General features: G+C 63.3%; 15 protein-coding genes. 4 read left to right on the top strand and 11 right to left on the bottom strand.

Annotated features, from left to right (window positions below):
- Nucleotides 1-41 precede the first annotated feature (41 nt).
- The 3 genes from HY896_10250 to HY896_10240 all read left to right on the top strand — a co-directional run bounded on the left by HY896_10250 (nucleotide 42) and on the right by HY896_10240 (nucleotide 2429).
- A complete protein-coding gene (locus tag HY896_10250; GenBank protein ID MBI5576726.1) occupies nucleotides 42-1304 on the top strand; it encodes a hypothetical protein in 1263 nt (420 codons plus the stop codon).
- Complete coding sequence (locus HY896_10245; GenBank protein MBI5576725.1) at nucleotides 1304-1774, top strand: cytochrome C; 471 nt, start codon at nucleotides 1304-1306, stop codon at nucleotides 1772-1774. The genes HY896_10250 and HY896_10245 overlap by 1 nt, the downstream gene beginning before the upstream one ends.
- Before the next feature lie 61 nt (nucleotides 1775-1835).
- A complete protein-coding gene (locus tag HY896_10240; protein MBI5576724.1) occupies nucleotides 1836-2429 on the top strand; it encodes a hypothetical protein in 594 nt (197 codons plus the stop codon).
- Between the two features lie 245 nt (nucleotides 2430-2674).
- Here HY896_10240 and HY896_10235 read toward each other — a convergent pair whose 3' ends face one another.
- Nucleotides 2675-3982 carry a pyridoxal phosphate-dependent aminotransferase gene (locus HY896_10235; GenBank protein ID MBI5576723.1) on the bottom strand — a complete coding sequence of 436 codons (1308 nt, stop codon included), beginning with the start codon at nucleotides 3980-3982 and terminating at the stop codon, nucleotides 2675-2677.
- A gap of 813 nt (nucleotides 3983-4795) precedes the next feature.
- Nucleotides 4796-5935: a metallophosphoesterase gene (locus HY896_10230; GenBank protein ID MBI5576722.1), complete on the bottom strand. Its 1140-nt coding sequence runs from the start codon at nucleotides 5933-5935 to the stop codon at nucleotides 4796-4798.
- A gap of 73 nt (nucleotides 5936-6008) precedes the next feature.
- On the opposite strand from HY896_10230, the gene HY896_10225 reads away from it, so the two are divergent.
- Entirely contained in the window at nucleotides 6009-6290 is a 282-nt protein-coding gene (locus HY896_10225) for a zinc ribbon domain-containing protein (protein MBI5576721.1), read from the top strand.
- A gap of 43 nt (nucleotides 6291-6333) precedes the next feature.
- Here the strand turns inward: HY896_10225 and HY896_10220 are convergent, their stop codons facing one another.
- From HY896_10220 to HY896_10180, 9 genes are all read right to left on the bottom strand, one after another.
- Nucleotides 6334-7383, bottom strand: a complete 1050-nt coding sequence (locus HY896_10220; GenBank protein MBI5576720.1) for an aminotransferase class I/II-fold pyridoxal phosphate-dependent enzyme — start codon at nucleotides 7381-7383, stop codon at nucleotides 6334-6336.
- 7 nt (nucleotides 7384-7390) lie between these two features.
- Nucleotides 7391-8122, bottom strand: coding sequence for a class II glutamine amidotransferase (locus HY896_10215; protein MBI5576719.1), 732 nt, complete (start codon nucleotides 8120-8122; stop codon nucleotides 7391-7393).
- A 101-nt stretch (nucleotides 8123-8223) separates the two neighbouring features.
- Nucleotides 8224-8736 (bottom strand): cytochrome c, encoded by a 513-nt coding sequence (locus HY896_10210; GenBank protein ID MBI5576718.1) that lies wholly within the window; start codon nucleotides 8734-8736, stop codon nucleotides 8224-8226.
- Nucleotides 8736-9269 (bottom strand): DUF3341 domain-containing protein, encoded by a 534-nt coding sequence (locus HY896_10205; protein MBI5576717.1) that lies wholly within the window; start codon nucleotides 9267-9269, stop codon nucleotides 8736-8738. Before HY896_10205 ends, HY896_10210 begins: the two co-directional genes overlap by 1 nt.
- Nucleotides 9266-10651 (bottom strand): polysulfide reductase NrfD, encoded by a 1386-nt coding sequence (gene nrfD / locus HY896_10200; GenBank protein ID MBI5576716.1) that lies wholly within the window; start codon nucleotides 10649-10651, stop codon nucleotides 9266-9268. The genes HY896_10205 and nrfD overlap by 4 nt, the downstream gene beginning before the upstream one ends.
- On the bottom strand, nucleotides 10648-11349 hold the full coding sequence (locus HY896_10195) for a 4Fe-4S dicluster domain-containing protein (protein ID MBI5576715.1): 702 nt from the start codon (nucleotides 11347-11349) through the stop codon (nucleotides 10648-10650). Before HY896_10195 ends, nrfD begins: the two co-directional genes overlap by 4 nt.
- Before the next feature lie 22 nt (nucleotides 11350-11371).
- Entirely contained in the window at nucleotides 11372-13561 is a 2190-nt protein-coding gene (locus HY896_10190) for a molybdopterin-dependent oxidoreductase (protein ID MBI5576714.1), read from the bottom strand.
- Entirely contained in the window at nucleotides 13558-14055 is a 498-nt protein-coding gene (locus tag HY896_10185) for a cytochrome c3 family protein (protein MBI5576713.1), read from the bottom strand. The genes HY896_10190 and HY896_10185 overlap by 4 nt, the downstream gene beginning before the upstream one ends.
- A gap of 381 nt (nucleotides 14056-14436) precedes the next feature.
- Entirely contained in the window at nucleotides 14437-14790 is a 354-nt protein-coding gene (locus tag HY896_10180; GenBank protein ID MBI5576712.1) for a cupin domain-containing protein, read from the bottom strand.
- Between the last annotated feature and the right edge of the window lie 4 nt (nucleotides 14791-14794).

The raw sequence follows: 14794 nt of genomic DNA, 5'->3' as shown, positions 1-14794 counted from the left end.
CCAAAATATAGAACATTCAGACATTCGATCGGGGGATCGCGATGTTGTATGCCCTTCTCTTTGCGGCATTACTGCTCCCGGTAACATCAGACGCGGCGGACTTCTCCCTCTCCTCGAAGACGTATCTTCTGTTCTACGAACGGGAGACGCCCGGCGCACCCACGCAGAATTTCGCGCCCCTGTACGAGTACCTCTCCGCCGACGCGGGGAACCTTGGAGGAGGTCCCTTTTCCTTCCATTTCTACGGCTGGGGGCGGCAGGACTTGCGGGACGAAACGGGCAGCGGCAAGACGACGGGCGAGCTGGGCAGCGCCTACCTGCAGTACCTCCATCCGACGGGAAACGGAGAGGTGCGCCTCGGCCGGTTCTTCCTTACCGAAGGCGCGGCGATGGAAACGATGGACGGGATCTTCCTCAAGACGAGGACGCAGTCCGGGATCGGCGCTTCCGCTTTCGGCGGCGTACCGGCCGAAGCGACCATCACCTCTACGGAAACGGGCGATTCGATCTTCGGCGGAAGAATATTCTACATCCGGCCGGGACTGGCGGAGATCGGGGTGAGCTATCTCCATGAAAAGGGGGAGTTCCAGCGGATGGACCGCAAGGAAATCGGCGGGGATCTCTGGCTGCGCCCCGTCCGCCCTGTCGAGCTGATCGGCCGCGCCACCTATAACGAGGCCACGAGCGCGATGGCGTACCAGCGCTACCTCTTGCGTTTGATGCCGTTGCCGTCCGTGGACATATCAGGGGGGTACGAGTCGTACAAGTACAGGGATTACTTCCAGGCGGCGCTCAACCCCGCGTTCCTCGCCCCCGCGATCGACAACAACGACCGGGCGCGGATTATCTTCGCCGCCGTCGACTGGGAGTTCGTGAAGAACGCCACGGTTACGCTGGGAGGGAAGAAGATCGGGCACGATCTCGCGGATCCGGGCGACGCCACTCGAATCGAGGCCGGCGTTAAACGCACCTTCAACGACCATAAGGATTCGGCTGGCGTGTCCGCCGCGTGGGTTACGGCGGACCGGGATGAAAACGAATACCGGGAATTCCGGGGGTTCGGCACTTATTCCCCCGCGAAGTGGCGGTTTTCGATCGACGCCCTGACCCATCGGTACAAGCAGGCGATCGACGGCACGAAACGCGCCTACCAGGTGCTGGGATCCGCCGGGTACCGGTTGTTCGACATCCTTCATCTTTCGGGGGATCTCATGTACACGAAGAGCCCGAGGTTCAAGGAAGACTACGCGGGGCTGATCCGGCTATCGCTTTCCTACGGGACCGTAACGGGAGGGAAGAAATGATGCGGCCTGCTATCCGGGGAATCGTCATGGCGGTGGCGGCGCTCGTCCTGATCGCAGGATGCTCCGCGGTTTCCAAAACGCCTTCCGTTCCTGCGAAACACCCCGAAGAACTCACGGGGTGGACGAAGGTGGACTGCCTTGAATGCCATTCCGACATTTCCACTGGCGCGCTGAAGCCTTACGCCTCCTTCCGGCACACGACGGCGTTCGTGAAGCAGCACGGGCTGTACTCCAGGCAGGGGCAGAACCTCTGCGCCTCATGCCACGGAGCCTCGTTCTGCCAGGCGTGCCATTCCAGGAAAGAGGAAATCTACCCGAGCACCCGGATGGGGGATCGCCCCGATCTGACCCTGCCGCACCGGGGAGATTACATCGCTCTCCACCCGCTGGATGGGAGGGTGGACCCGGGATCCTGCTTCCGGTGCCACGGGAACAAGAACGACGCCAGGTGCCGGCCGTGTCATCGGTAGAGCCGACGGAAGGCATCGTGAAGCGGGCGGGAGGGAACGCAATGCGGGAGGATGAACGAAAATGACGGGGATGCGGAAAATCCGGCCTTCATGGCCTTGCCTGTTGCTTCTTCTCGCAGGAGTCGTTGCCGTGGGCTGCTCGACGGGCAACGGCACCTCCGGCTTGAATCTCATCGCTCCGGACGGCAACCATCCGGCGGGCTTTGTCTCCACCCATCCTTCGCTGGTCCTGTCGTCCTCCGATACGAGCCTTTGCCGGCCGTGCCACGGCGAGGGGCTGGACGGGGGGATCGCGAAGGTATCCTGCTTCTCCAACACGCTCAACGGCGTAGCCTGCCATCACTCTTCCCCCACTTGGGGGAGTCCGACGGAGCACGGCGCCTCGGCGAAACGGGCGCCGGGACAATCGAGTTTCATCGTGTGCCGGATCTGCCACGGGAACGATTTCACGGGAGGGGGCTCCACCGTTTCCTGCTTTCCGTGCCACGGTGTGAGCGCCCCGCATCCCGCTGCTCCCTGGCGCGGCACGTCGCCGGCGGTCACACACACGGATACGGACCCGGTGAACGCGGTCGTCTGCTTCGACTGCCACGCTTCGGGAGGGGCTCCCGCGGGAACGCCGCCCGGATGCTTCAACGGCACCCTGTGCCATTGAGCGGCGGCCCGCCCGCCAGGCATCCGGTTTACGGCGTCCCTAGCCCGCATTTCTCACCACGCTTCTGCTGCGGCGGCGGATACGGGCGACGTCCATGGATGGACAAGTGCCGCGGGAGCCATGGATGGCGGGAGCGGCCATGTCTACTGCGTTGCGCTCGGTCGGGCTCCTCGACGTAGTGTCAACTACGCCTGCGGTGCCCTCGGTCGCGACGCCTTGTATCCATACCCGTCTCCACCGCCTCGCTACGAACCATGGTGAGAAATGCGGGCTAGGATCGCCCTCAGGCCGTCGATCAGGCGGTCGATTCCCGCTTCGGCGGTTTCGGGCGTGAGGGATCCGTAGGCGATCCGCAGGCAGCATCCTTCTTCGATACCGAAAGTCCGGCCGGGGATGGCCGCGACCTTGTGATCGCGGACCAGCCGTTCAGCCAGCGATAGATCGTCCATCGAAGTATTCACCTTCGCCAGGAAGTAGAAGGCACCCCGGGACTCGGGAACCGCAAGCAGTTCCGGAACCTCTTCAAGCCGCTCACGGACCCGCCGCCGGATCTTGCCTATGACTTCGAGATGGCTTTCGCAATATCCCCGCCCGATTCGAAGCGCTTCCAGCGCGGCAGCCTGGGAGACGGCGGGAGCGCACACGATGATCGTGTCCTGTATCTTGATCAGGTCGTCGAAAATATGCTCCGGCGCGACAAGGAACCCGATGCGCCAGCTCGCCATGCCGTACGCCTTGGAAAGGCTGTAAATGGATATCGTGTGGCCGTCCCCTCCCGGCGAGCCGGGGGAGAAATGCTCCGCGCCGTCGTAGGTGAAGTATTCATACGCTTCGTCGCTGATGTGGTAGATACCGCGCCGTTCGCAGAAACGGTTGATCTCCGAGAGAACTTCCCTCGAATAGACCACGCCTGCGGGGTTGTTCGGCGAGACGGTCACGACTGCGCGCGTCCTTGGCGTGACGGCGGCCTCGATCGCGCCGAGACGGGGCAGGTAATTCGCGTCCGTCTGCACGCATACGGGCACGCAGCCGGCCAGCGCAACCGCCATTTCGTGGTTGAAGTAATAGGGAGCGAGAAGCACGACCTCGTCGCCGGGATCGCAGACCGCGAGCACGGCGTTCGCGAAGGCCTGGTTGGCCCCCGCAGTGACGATGATCCTGCGCTCGAAGGGTGCGTCGATCCCGTTTTCCCTGAGGAGTTTCTCCTGGAACGCCTCTCGCAGTTCGGGAATTCCGGCGTCCGGCTTGTAGGAATGGCCGCCGGGAGATTCCAGGAAACGCGCGGCGGCCCGCAACGCCTCCGGCGGAGGGCCGTAATAGGCAACGCCCTGCCCCAGCGATATGGTCCCGGGGGTCTCGGCGATCCAGCCCGCCACCGTGGGGATGATGGGGAGCTGGACGTTCCTTGCGCGAATCGACGAGGAAACGGGTCTCACGGAGCGATCACCCGCCGTTCGAATTCCATCGTTTCCAGGTTCCCGTAAACCACCGTAAGCCCCGCCGTCGACTGTCCCGGCTGGATCACCGTCGTGCGCCCGACGGAGGCCTTCCATATGCCGCTCTCCTCGGGCGATTCGTGGATGTGGCCGTGCAGCGAGAGGAGCGGCTGCAGCTTTTCGAGGAACGAAAGCGTCGCCGCGGAGCCCACCCGGGCGCCGCCGCGGCAGACGTCGAGCGACAGCCCCGAGGGCGGGCCGTGGATCACGTAGACGGCGCGCGCGGGGTCCGCCGGAAGAGGAAGGGATGCAAGTTCATCTTCGATCGTAGGCAGCGCCCGCGCGTATGCCGGCCAGTCGGGGATTTCCTTCCATCCGTCCGGAAGGGAGAGAATCCCGGAGCCGAACTGCGGCGGGAAGGCGGAATCGCGCGTGTCCATCCGCGCCCGGTCCTTCAGCCGGAACGGGAAATCGGTCACGTAATTCATCCCGATGAATTCATGCCCGCCGACGGGGACGTGGCGTTCCGCCAGGTTGCCGGCGAGGGGATATTTCGCGCAAACCGCGTCGAACAGCGGGTCGTGGACGCGCAGGTCGTCGTTCGCGGTCAGCCCCAGGTGGAGTATGCCGGCCGCCTGGTATTGCGCGAAGTGGGGATCGAGGAATTCCCGCAGGAATCGCGCCTGCTCTTCGTGCAACCGGCCGTGCGGGAACATGTCCCCTCCGTTGATGACGAGGAACGCCCCCGCTTCCCTCGCCAGCGCCAGCGTCCGCTCGTATTTCCAGCGGCTCCCGTGCAGGTCCGTCACGAAGAGGAAGGTTTTCATCCCCCGATTATACCCGCCGCCCGTGCGTTCCGTTTCCATATACGGCAGCGTGCCGCCATCGCCGCGTGCCGAGCCCGCTGTCGGATATCGGATGTGATGCGTCTCATCGGGGCTCGATGTCGATGACCGTCACCTCGGGAGGGGAGAGGAATCGCATCGGCGGACCCCACGTGCCCGTCCCGGGGCTCGTGTAGAGGATTGCGCCGCCGTCTCCCGGATGATACGGACCGTAAAGCAGCGGGAACCAGAACCGGACGAGGATACGGAAGGGGAAGATCTGCCCGTTGTGCGTGTGGCCGGAGAGCTGGAGGTCGGCCCCCCTGCGCGCCGCGGGCGTCAGGGTCGGCCGATGCTTGAGCAGGATCGTGAAAAGCGGAGAGGTCGCGTTACCGAGAATCTCCTCCTCCGTGCGCCCATGAGCCTGGCCGAACCGGCTGCCCACCGTGTCGTCCACCCCCGCGATCCGAAGGACATTCCCGACCGTCACCGCTTCCCCCCGCAGGACGGTGAACCCGGCCCGCCGGGTGAAGTCGAGCGCCGCCCCGGCTCCCGCGAAGAACTCGTGGTTTCCGGTCACGGCGTACTTGCCCAGCGGCGCGGGAATTTCCCTGAAGATTTCCGAAAGCCCGTCGAGATGGTTGATCCGGCCGTCGACGAGGTCGCCCGTCGAAACGAGGATGTCCGGTGCGGACCGCCGGACCGCGTCCGCGACGTCGGCGGCTTTCCGGTGCCGTACCATCAGCCCCAGGTGGATGTCGGATATCTGCGCTACCCGGATGCGCGCCGTTCCCGCGGGCAATTTGTCCGTGGCGACCCGGAAATGCTTCAAGCGGATATGGGAAGCCTCGACGAAGGAATAGGCGGCAAGGGCGATGGACAGTCCCGCCAACGCCAGGAACGCGGGTTTTCCGTACGTCACGAGCGGCCGGGCTCCCTTTCCCGATAACGCGGTCAGGATGCGCGCCACGAGGTTCGCCGCGTCAAGGGCCAGGTTCGTCCAGGTGAAGAAGAATAGAAGCCCCATCCAGACGTAGGCGATCCATGAAGCGGCCCTGGAGGCGCCTTCCATTCCGCGCACCCCGAAGGCATATACGACCAGGGGGCCGCCGGCAAGCGCGGCGAGCGGCGGGATCGCAGCTAGCGTGGTCCTCCACCCGAAGCCGAGCGCCGCATGAGCCTTATGGAGCGCATACGCGTGGGTTCCGCCGTAAATCAGGAAGAAAGCGATCAGGAAAAGGGACAAGGGGTAACGCCTCCTCTATCCGCCTATAATATGAGATAATTCCACACCGATATATAGACACCGGAGGAGCGGCGTGCCGACATACGAATACAAATGCAAGGAATGCGGAGAGTTCGAGAAAGTCCAGAAGATGTCGGATCCTCCGCTCAAGAAGTGCCCGACGTGCGGGGGTAAGGTGGAGCGGCTGATCGCTGGGGGCGGCGGATTCGTGCTCAAGGGATCCAACTGGCCTTCCAAGATGGCGTCCTCGGGAGAAAGCCCGAAGAAAAAAGCGGACCGTTTCATGAAGCAGACGGTCGGCGAGGTCGCGGAAGACATCGCGAAGCACTCCCCGCCCCCCGGGAAATATCACTAGCCCGTATCCGCCGCCGCAGCAGAAGCGTGGTGAGAAATGCGGACTAGATTTTAGGTTTGCCGAAGACTTCCCGGAACGCCCGCAGGACGCGGGCGATCTCCTTCTTGCCTATACCGAGGTGGGTGACCGCCCGGAACAGCGGGAACATACGGTCGTCCACGAGTACTCCGGTCGGGGCTATAGCCTCCCGGAAGTTAGGCCGTCCGTCCGAAGGGGTCCGCCAGCGGAACAGCACGATATTGGTGGGAACCGGCGCGTTTATGACCTCGACGCCGGGGATATCTTCGAGCCCCTTCGCCAGGGTGCGAGCGTTTTCGTGGTCTTCCGCGAGCCGGTCGATGTGGTGGCGCAAGGCATATATCCCGCCGGCCGCCACGATTCCCGCCTGCCGCATCCCGCCTCCAACGCGCAGGCTGGTCTTGCGCGCCTCCTCGAGAAAATCCCGCGGTCCCGCCAGCACCGATCCGACCGGCGCCCCTAACCCCTTGGAGAGGCAGAACATGATGGAACTCGCGGCCTTGCCGTAGGATGCCGGAGAGATGCCCGTCGCCACCGTGGCGTTGAAGATGCGGGAGCCGTCGACGTGCAGGGGCAGGGAATGTTTCGCGCACAGGGAGCGGATCCGCTTGAATTCCGCCAGGGGATACACCGTTCCGCCACCTGCGTTGTGGGTGTTTTCCACCGTCACCATTCGTACCTTCGACTCTGCCCGCGCGGGCGTCGCGGCGATAGCGGCGTCCACCTCCTGCGCGGTGAATATCCCGCCCGGCGCATCGATCCCGAGTATGGCGACGGAAGCCATGTGTGAAACGGCGGGACCCTCGCGCCCGGCGATGTGCGACGCGGAGGATGCCACGATCACGTCTCCCGGTCGGGTCCATGTGGCGACGGCGCAAAGGTTCCCCATCGTTCCCGACGGGACGAATATGGCCGCTTCCTTTCCGAAGAGCGACGCGGAGATCTCCTCAAGCTCGCGGACGGTCGGGTCCTCCCCGCGCCGGGAGTCACCGACCTTCGCGCGCGCCATCGCCTTCCGCATCCCGGGCGTCGGGAGAGTTACGGTATCCGAGCGCAGGTCGAGAAGTTCCTGCATCGAAGCCTCAGGAAATCACGTCAAGGGAGACGGAACCGGAGGGCAGTCCGCCCATGTCCACCAGTTCCCCGTTTCCCAATAGACGCCAGTCCTGTCCATCGTCGAGCGGCTGGCTTGCGGCTACGACGCTTCCGGGCGAGGTACGCACATAAAGCGTGTAGTAGTCCTCGTTCCTCCGGTAGCGACGCAGGGCGAACAGAGATCCTCCCGTTGCGATAAACAGGTTGGCAGCGGAATAATCGCCGACGAGTGCGGGGTCGTTGAGCATCTTTTCGATCGTCTCTTTCAGTTTAGGGAACGTCCGATCCTTCCAGAGCGCGCAAAGCCGTTCCAGAAATATCAACGTATCGCTTACGTTCCTGCGGTCCGCTTCATCGCCGAGCGTTCCGTAGAACGTCCCGTTGTGCGCCAAAGCCACTCCGTCGGCGAAGAAGGGATGGGAGTTGGCCGCGTTCACCGTTGCTGTGTTGGAAGCGTACCTTACGTGGCCTATGAAACGGTCGGACCGCGCGCGGACTTCCTCAAACGCCGGGTCGCCCCACGCCGAATTCCCGCTGCGCCGGACGTCGATCCCGCCGCTGTTGCGGAAGGCGATCCCCCAACCGTTCGGATGGTTTCCCCCCGGCCTCTTCTCCCAGCCCTCGACGAGGTTGCCGCACCGCGCCAAATCCGACAGTTTTCCGAGGAATGGCGACACGTCCACCGGATCGGAGGAAGCGAAAGCGATCATCCTGCACATCGTAATCACCTCACGGGAAATTGATGAGAAAGCCGCTCCTGGCGATTCGCCGGGTTCCTATATTCGAATTTTATCACGCAACGCCCGGCGGGAAATGCGGGCTACTTCAAAGTGCGCAAGTAGGCGACGATGTGCCACCGCTCGGATGGAGACAGGTCCGCCCGGTAGGCTGGCATCCCTCCGTACCCGGAGGATATGACGGCGAAGAGTTCGCCGTCGGAATGGCGGGCGCCGCGGGAACCGGGACGAAGGTCGGCGGGAGTGGGGACGTATTTCTTCCCCACGGGGCCGTCACCGGCTCCCGAGATTCCGTGGCAGGGAACGCAGTGGATCCCGAACAGCTCCTTCCCCTGGAGAAGCGCCCATTCGGTCGGTTCGACCGGGTTCTTCAGTTCCCTCGCTTCCGCCATCGACGGGATCTGCTCCCTTCCCTTCGTCGGGATGGAGTCTTTCGGCGGAAGTCGTACCGGATCTTCCTGCGGCTTGAAGGCGGGGTTGTCCCACATGTTCCGGTCGATCTTCTCGCATCCGAAAAGGAGAACCGCTGCAATCGCAAAAACTAAAAGGAGCGCGATCCGAAGGAGGGCGTACAGCGAGGGTGTTCGGTCGGACATCACAGTTCCCCTTCCTCTGTCCGGATCGAAGTGCCGCCGCGCTCCATCAGCGCATCGGCTGCCCGCCGGGCCTGGTCGCCCGGTTCGACGGCGGCGCACACGGCGATCCTGCCGTCGTGGATACGCGGATCGTACACCTTCTTCCTGCGGATCCTCGCCAGCCCGATCGACACGAATGCCGCCACGAGCGTGGAAAGAAGCGCCCCGAGCATGGCCATTTCGTAAGTGACGATGATCGTCGGCGGGACCGTGGCGATCGGCTTCCCGGCCGTTATCATGGGATATACAAGGTACGAGTAAAGTGTGAGCCCCGCGCCGAAGACGGCTCCGACGAACCAGAAGAGCACCACGATCCATGGGAACCGGATGGGGCGGGGGTCATGTACGACGGCGCCGTCGGGCAGCGCCACAGACGAGATGGTCGTAACGCGGTCCGCAGGAAGAGGCAACGCGAGCAGCGAACGGGCCCCGGCCGCGGCTCCCTCGACGCTGTCGAAAAGTCCGATGACGACCATCCTGCCTTCTCCGCTCATTTCCCTTCCCCTTCGTCCTCTTCGGCCACCGACGGTACGACGGCACCGCCTACGGCTCTGTCGGTCGTTCTGAAGAGGTGCTCCTTTATGTCGCTTATCGCCATGACGGGGAAAAGCTTGGCGAAGATCACGTACAGGAGCGAGAACAGCGTGATCGATCCCACGATGAAGGAGATTTCCACCCACGTGGGGAAGTAGTTGAGCCATATGGAGGGGTCGTTTCGCCGCGCGAGGGACGGGACCACGATGAGCGCACGCTCCGCGAGCATGCCGACGTTGACGACGAGGGAGACGGCAAGGATTGCGGGCACCGATCTCCGCACCTTCGAAAGGCAGAGCGCGGGCAGCGGAATGAGGAAATTGCACGTCAGCATCAGGATGAATAGCGGGAGGAAATGGCCGCCGTATGAGCTTATGAGCGCCCAGTCCTCGGGGAGCCGGCTGTACCAGGTGGTCAGGAATTCGGCGAAGTAGAAATACCCCCAGACGAGCGTCATCGTAAGGAGCAGCTTGCCGAGGTTGTCGAAGTGGCGCTCCGTGAGGAAGTTTTCCAGCCGGAAGACCCTGCGCAGGAACGCCATCACCGTGATGACCCCCGCGATCCCCGAGTAGATCGCACCCGCCACGAAGTACGGGGCGAAGATGGTGCTGTGCCAGCCCGGGACCATGGCCATGGCGAAGTCCCAGCTCACGATGGAGTGGACCGAGACGGCGACCGGAATGATGAGCACCGCGAACAGGGTCGATGCGACGTGGTAGCGGCGCCACTCGGAGTGCGTCCCACGGAAGCCCGCGGCCAGGATCGTGTACAGCTTCTTCCGCCACCCGGTGGAAAAGTCCCGGGCTACGGCAAGGTCCGGGATCATCCCGAAATAAAGGAAGAGGATGCTCCCAGTGAGATACGTGCCGATGGCCACCATGTCCCAAAGCAGGGGGGACCGGAAGTTCGGCCAGAGCAACCGATCGTTGGGATAGGGGATCATGTAGTAGAAGCGCCAGTTCCGGCCCAGGTGCATGAGGGGGAAGAGGCCCCCCACCATCAACGCGAAGACCGTCATCGCCTCCGCGCCGCGAAGCACCGGCGCACGCCATCCGGCCCTGGTTATCCGCAGGATCGCCGAGATCAGCGTTCCCGAGTGGGACAACCCGATCCAGAAGACGAAGAGGATGATCATCGTCCCCCACATGACGGGCCGGGAGAGGCCGGTGACCCCGATGCCCGTAGCCATCATGTAGAAGAAGACCCCTGCAGCGCCCGCGGTGACCGCGAACAGGATCCCCGCCGCCCTGTACCACGCCTTCGTGGTGACGAGGTTGGAACGGGACAACTCCTCGTAGAGTTTCCCTTCCCCCTGCCTGGCGAGGTGATTCCTTTCGTTCATCGCCCGGGCCCTTTTTGCTTCTTGAGATACACCGTACTCGGCTCCGTCCCCAGGTGCTCCATAAGCTTGAACAGCCGCGTGTCCTTGACGGTCCGGGAGATCTCGCTCTCCGGATCCAGCAGGTCCCCGAAGATTATCGCCCCGGGCGGGCAGGTCTGCGCGCAGGCAGGCATGACCTCGCCGTCCCTTATCTTCCGTCCTTCTTTAATGGCCGTTTCCTTGCCCCGCCTTATCCGCTGGATGCAATAGGTGCATTTTTCCATCACGCCGCGCGAGCGGACCGAAAGGTCCGGGTTCAGCTGCTCGTCGAGCGGCTTTTCCCATTTTGCGGGCCACCAGTTGAAGACGCGCACCGAGTAGGGGCAGTTGTTCGCGCAATACCTCGTCCCGATGCAGCGGTTGTAGACCATCGCGTTCAGGTGGTCGTCCTCGTCGTGGTAGGTGGCGTACACCGGGCACACGATTTCGCATGGGGCCTTCTCGCAGTGCATGCAGGGGGTCGGCACGAAGATCGCGCGCGTTTCCTCCCCTTCCTTTTTCCAGAAACGGGACACGCGGAGCCACTGCATGAGGCGGCCCTTCCCGGCCTCCTCCTCGCCCGCGGTCGGGGTGTTGTTCTCGGCGACGCAGGCGACGACGCAGGCGCCGCAGCCGGTGCAGCGGTCCATGTCGATCGCCATCGCCCACTTGTGCTTCATCGTGCGTTTCCTTCCGCCCGCATCACAGGATGTTCTCGTACTTCCACTGGCCTTCGACGTTGACGGTACGGACCAGTTTCCCCTTGATCCTCGCCTTCGCGATGGAGACCCGCGTCGATTGCCGCGCGTGGGACTTCGCCCCGGCCGTATCCTTCACGGGAAGGAGAGAGAACGGGTTCCCCCCACGGCCCGCCGCGTTCCTTCCGTATCTTGTGTGCCCCTGTCCCAGCGGCATGGCGGCCGTTCCCTTCGCGACCGCCGGATGAAGAACGGCGAACGCTTCCATTGAACCGAAGGGGGACGTCACGACGACGCCGTCGCCGTCCGCTATCCCCAGCGATTCGGCGGTCTTCGGATGCACTTCCACCCAGTTGCGCCAGACGGCGGTGCTGATGGGGTCGGGCATCTCCTGCAGCCACGACAGGTTCGCCCCGCGGCCGTCGGAGAGGGCGATGGAGGGGTAGACGTGAAGAACGAGCGGGTAGCGCGCCGCATCGCCCTCGTATGACGCCTCGATAGCTTTGGGAAGAGGAGGATTTCCAGCCCGCTTCGCAGTGCGTGAAAGCGATCCCTTCCGGGAGAAGATCCCTCCTTCCCTGCGGGCGTTCTCAAGATTAACGCCCATCCCGGTATAGCCTTGTTCCAGGCATTCCCGGAAATTCTTCCATGGAAGGGCCGCCGCCACCGGGCCGCCGAGCTCTTTAGCCGCCGCGATCAGGATGTCGGGCATGGGACGGGCGTCCCGGAACGGCTCTATGACCGGCTGGAGCAGGCCGACGGCGTCTCCCGAATGCCCCGCGGGCGCGATATCGTCTCCCCATTCTTCGAGATACGTGGGAACGGGAAGGACGAGGTCGGAGAGTGAGGAGGTTTCGTCCAGGAACGAGGAGAACGACACGACCAGCGGAACGGAGAGAAGCGATTCGGGAAACTTGAGCCCCGCCGGGAGCGTGAACGCCGGATTGGTCTCCCCCGAGAGCAGCGCCACTTGGAAGGCGCCGCCCCGCATCTTTTCCAGGGTGTTGCGAACGGATGCGAATCCGCTTTCGGGGAGAGGCGCGAGCGTGGATGCATCTGCGCCGGCCCGCGGAAACGCCGAACGCCGGTCCGGGAAGGATAGTCCTCCCGGCTTGCCGAGGTTGCCGGCCAGGACGTTCAGGAGCGCGGCGGCCGAAAAGTGGAACGTACCGTTCGTGCATCCGGCGGCGCCATCCCCTGCTATCGCGAGACCGGGCTGGTTACCTGCGAACTCCCGGGCGACGGCCTCGATGTCGGAAGGCCGAAGGCCGGTTTTCTCCCCCACGGTTTCGGGAGTCATCTGCCGGAGACCCGCCGTCCACAGGGAGGAGGCGGCGGGAGAGGGCGTGAGCTTCTCACGCACCATCACGTGCGCGATTCCCAGCGCGGCGAAACCTTCCGTTCCGGGCGCGATCGGCAGGAAGACATCCGCGTTCGCGGCCGTCATCGACAAGCGGGGGCCGAAATGGACGAATTTCCCCCTTACCGTGGGGCGCTCCTGCCGCATCCTGCCGTAGGCGCGGCCGTAATGTACAGGAGAGAGCCACGTTTCGAGAAAATCACCGCTGAAGGAGAGGAGATAACGGGCGTTGGCGATGTCGTATTCGGGAATGTCGCGGATGCCGAAAACATCCTCGTTCGCCGCAAGGAGCGCGTCGTGTCCGAAGGGATCCCACGCCACGGGAGCGGGGGCGCCGAACGCGCGCAGGAATCGGTGGACGACGAGGTTCCGGTGGCCCCTCATCGGCTCCGCCAGCATCAGCAGCGAGCCCGGTGCCTCGGCACGGATTTTTTTCAGGCCGGTCATCAATATGGAAAGCGCATCTTCCCAGGAAGTCTCGGTGAACTTTCCCGATCCCCGCGGCCCCGACAGTTTCAGCGGACGCCCGAGCCGTTCAGGGTGATAAAGCGCCTGGAGGCCCGCCTGCCCCCGAGCGCAGAGTTTCCCGCTGTTTACCGGGTGGAGCGGGTTACCCTCTATCTTCTTTGCGCGCCCTTCCGAGACCCGAACCACGATGCCGCACCCGGCGGGGCACTGGCGGCATACCGAGGCATACCAAAGAGATTCGCCCAGCGTGTAATTTTCCGGCGGGATGACGAAGGGGACGAGCTTCTTCGGCAGGTTGTCGCATCCTCCGAAGAGGGCCGCGAAGGCCGTCGCGCCGCCGAGTTTGAGGAAATCTCTCCTTTTCATATGTGGCACGTCCAGCAGTCGATGGAGACGCCGCGCTTTTTATGGCAATCCATGCACCAGCCCATCGTGAACTCCCGCTTCTGGACCGCCCCGTCGGCCCGGTCCATCCCGGGGTGGCAGGTAAGGCAGGGCACGCCCGCGTTGACCATCCGCATGTGCGGGAAGTAGACGTAATCGGGAAGTTCCGTCACCCGGTTCCAGTAGATCGGCTTTTTCTCTCTCCAGTACTGCGCGATCTTCTTTATTTCCGGGCGGTCCGTCGCGATAACCCGGTGGCAGGACATGCACTTCTCCACTGGAGGGATCCTCGCGGAGGCGGATTTGTTTGCGGAAGAGTGGCAGAACCGGCAATCGATTTTGTTGTCGGTTACGTGGATCCTGTGGCTGTACGCGACAGGCTGCGGGGTCTCCGCGAACGAGGCAACCGACGCGGCGATCAGTGCGAAGGCGAAAAGGGAAGCTGCGATGACGGCCTGCGGGCTTGGTCGTTGCATCGGGCCCCTTTCGGTTCCATGAATGCCCTTGCCCCGTAAGCGCTCGTTTTACATAATAAATCCAGCTCGGTCAAGCGGGGCTGGCCCCAAAATGCGGGCGGGCATCGTTATGATGCAAAAAAACCGTTTTCGTCACAAAGAAAATCCGTATTCGCCCAAGGGTGTCCTCACACGGGACCCGCGAAAACAGGGACGGTCCTGATGTCTCCTTTTGGTTTACACGCCCCTGCTGAATAACCAGTTTCCGTATTCGCCCAAGGGTGTCGTCACACAGGACCCGCGAAAACAGGGACGGTCCTGATGTCTCCTTTTGGTTTACACGCCCCTGCTGAATAACCAGTTTCCGTATTCGCCCAAGGGTGTCCTCACACAGGACCGTCCCTATCGGAGGCAGAATTTCGCCGCCGGGATGATGCAGAGGAATTCGAAATGCGAATCGCCCGAGTTCGCGAAGGAGTGCTCCTCGTCGGGGGCCACGTAGACGAAACTACCCGGGGAAACCGCCTCTTCTCCCCCCTTTTTCAACGCTTTTCCGGTTCCCGAAAGGACGAATACCTCATGTTCCCAGGGATGGGTATGGTACGGAGTGCTGCCGCCCGGTCCGAGCGAAAAGTGACGCATCGCGAAGTTCGGGGCTCCCACGTTGTCGCCCATCAGCACCCGGATGGAAACGTTCTTCGCGCCGGGATCGGTTACGGCTTTACCTTCCACTTCTTCCCAACGGGATACGTGCATGGAG

It is taken from the genome of Deltaproteobacteria bacterium (assembly GCA_016218975.1).
Taxonomy (GTDB): Bacteria; Desulfobacterota; Deferrimicrobia; order Deferrimicrobiales; family Deferrimicrobiaceae; genus JAENIX01.
The sequence above is the reverse complement of the archived record's forward strand: the minus strand, read 5'-3'. Positions and strand labels throughout refer to the sequence as shown.

What these genes read in the sequence shown, in the direction of transcription:
- HY896_10250 (MBI5576726.1), top strand. Translation starts at nt 42, where the DNA reads ATGTTGTATGCCCTTCTCTTTGCGGCATTACTGCTCCCGGTAACATCA.
- HY896_10245 (MBI5576725.1), top strand. Translation starts at nt 1,304, where the DNA reads ATGCGGCCTGCTATCCGGGGAATCGTCATGGCGGTGGCGGCGCTCGTC.
- HY896_10240 (MBI5576724.1), top strand. Translation starts at nt 1,836, where the DNA reads ATGACGGGGATGCGGAAAATCCGGCCTTCATGGCCTTGCCTGTTGCTT.
- HY896_10235 (MBI5576723.1), bottom strand. Translation starts at nt 3,982, where the DNA reads ATGGAAGGCCTCCGTCGGGCGCACGACGGTGATCCAGCCGGGACAGTC.
- HY896_10220 (MBI5576720.1), bottom strand. Translation starts at nt 7,383, where the DNA reads ATGCAGGAACTTCTCGACCTGCGCTCGGATACCGTAACTCTCCCGACG.
- HY896_10215 (MBI5576719.1), bottom strand. Translation starts at nt 8,122, where the DNA reads ATGTGCAGGATGATCGCTTTCGCTTCCTCCGATCCGGTGGACGTGTCG.
- HY896_10210 (MBI5576718.1), bottom strand. Translation starts at nt 8,736, where the DNA reads ATGTCCGACCGAACACCCTCGCTGTACGCCCTCCTTCGGATCGCGCTC.
- HY896_10205 (MBI5576717.1), bottom strand. Translation starts at nt 9,269, where the DNA reads ATGAGCGGAGAAGGCAGGATGGTCGTCATCGGACTTTTCGACAGCGTC.
- nrfD (MBI5576716.1), bottom strand. Translation starts at nt 10,651, where the DNA reads ATGAACGAAAGGAATCACCTCGCCAGGCAGGGGGAAGGGAAACTCTAC.
- HY896_10195 (MBI5576715.1), bottom strand. Translation starts at nt 11,349, where the DNA reads ATGAAGCACAAGTGGGCGATGGCGATCGACATGGACCGCTGCACCGGC.
- HY896_10190 (MBI5576714.1), bottom strand. Translation starts at nt 13,561, where the DNA reads ATGAAAAGGAGAGATTTCCTCAAACTCGGCGGCGCGACGGCCTTCGCG.
- HY896_10185 (MBI5576713.1), bottom strand. Translation starts at nt 14,055, where the DNA reads ATGCAACGACCAAGCCCGCAGGCCGTCATCGCAGCTTCCCTTTTCGCC.
- HY896_10180 (MBI5576712.1), bottom strand. Translation starts at nt 14,790, where the DNA reads ATGCACGTATCCCGTTGGGAAGAAGTGGAAGGTAAAGCCGTAACCGAT.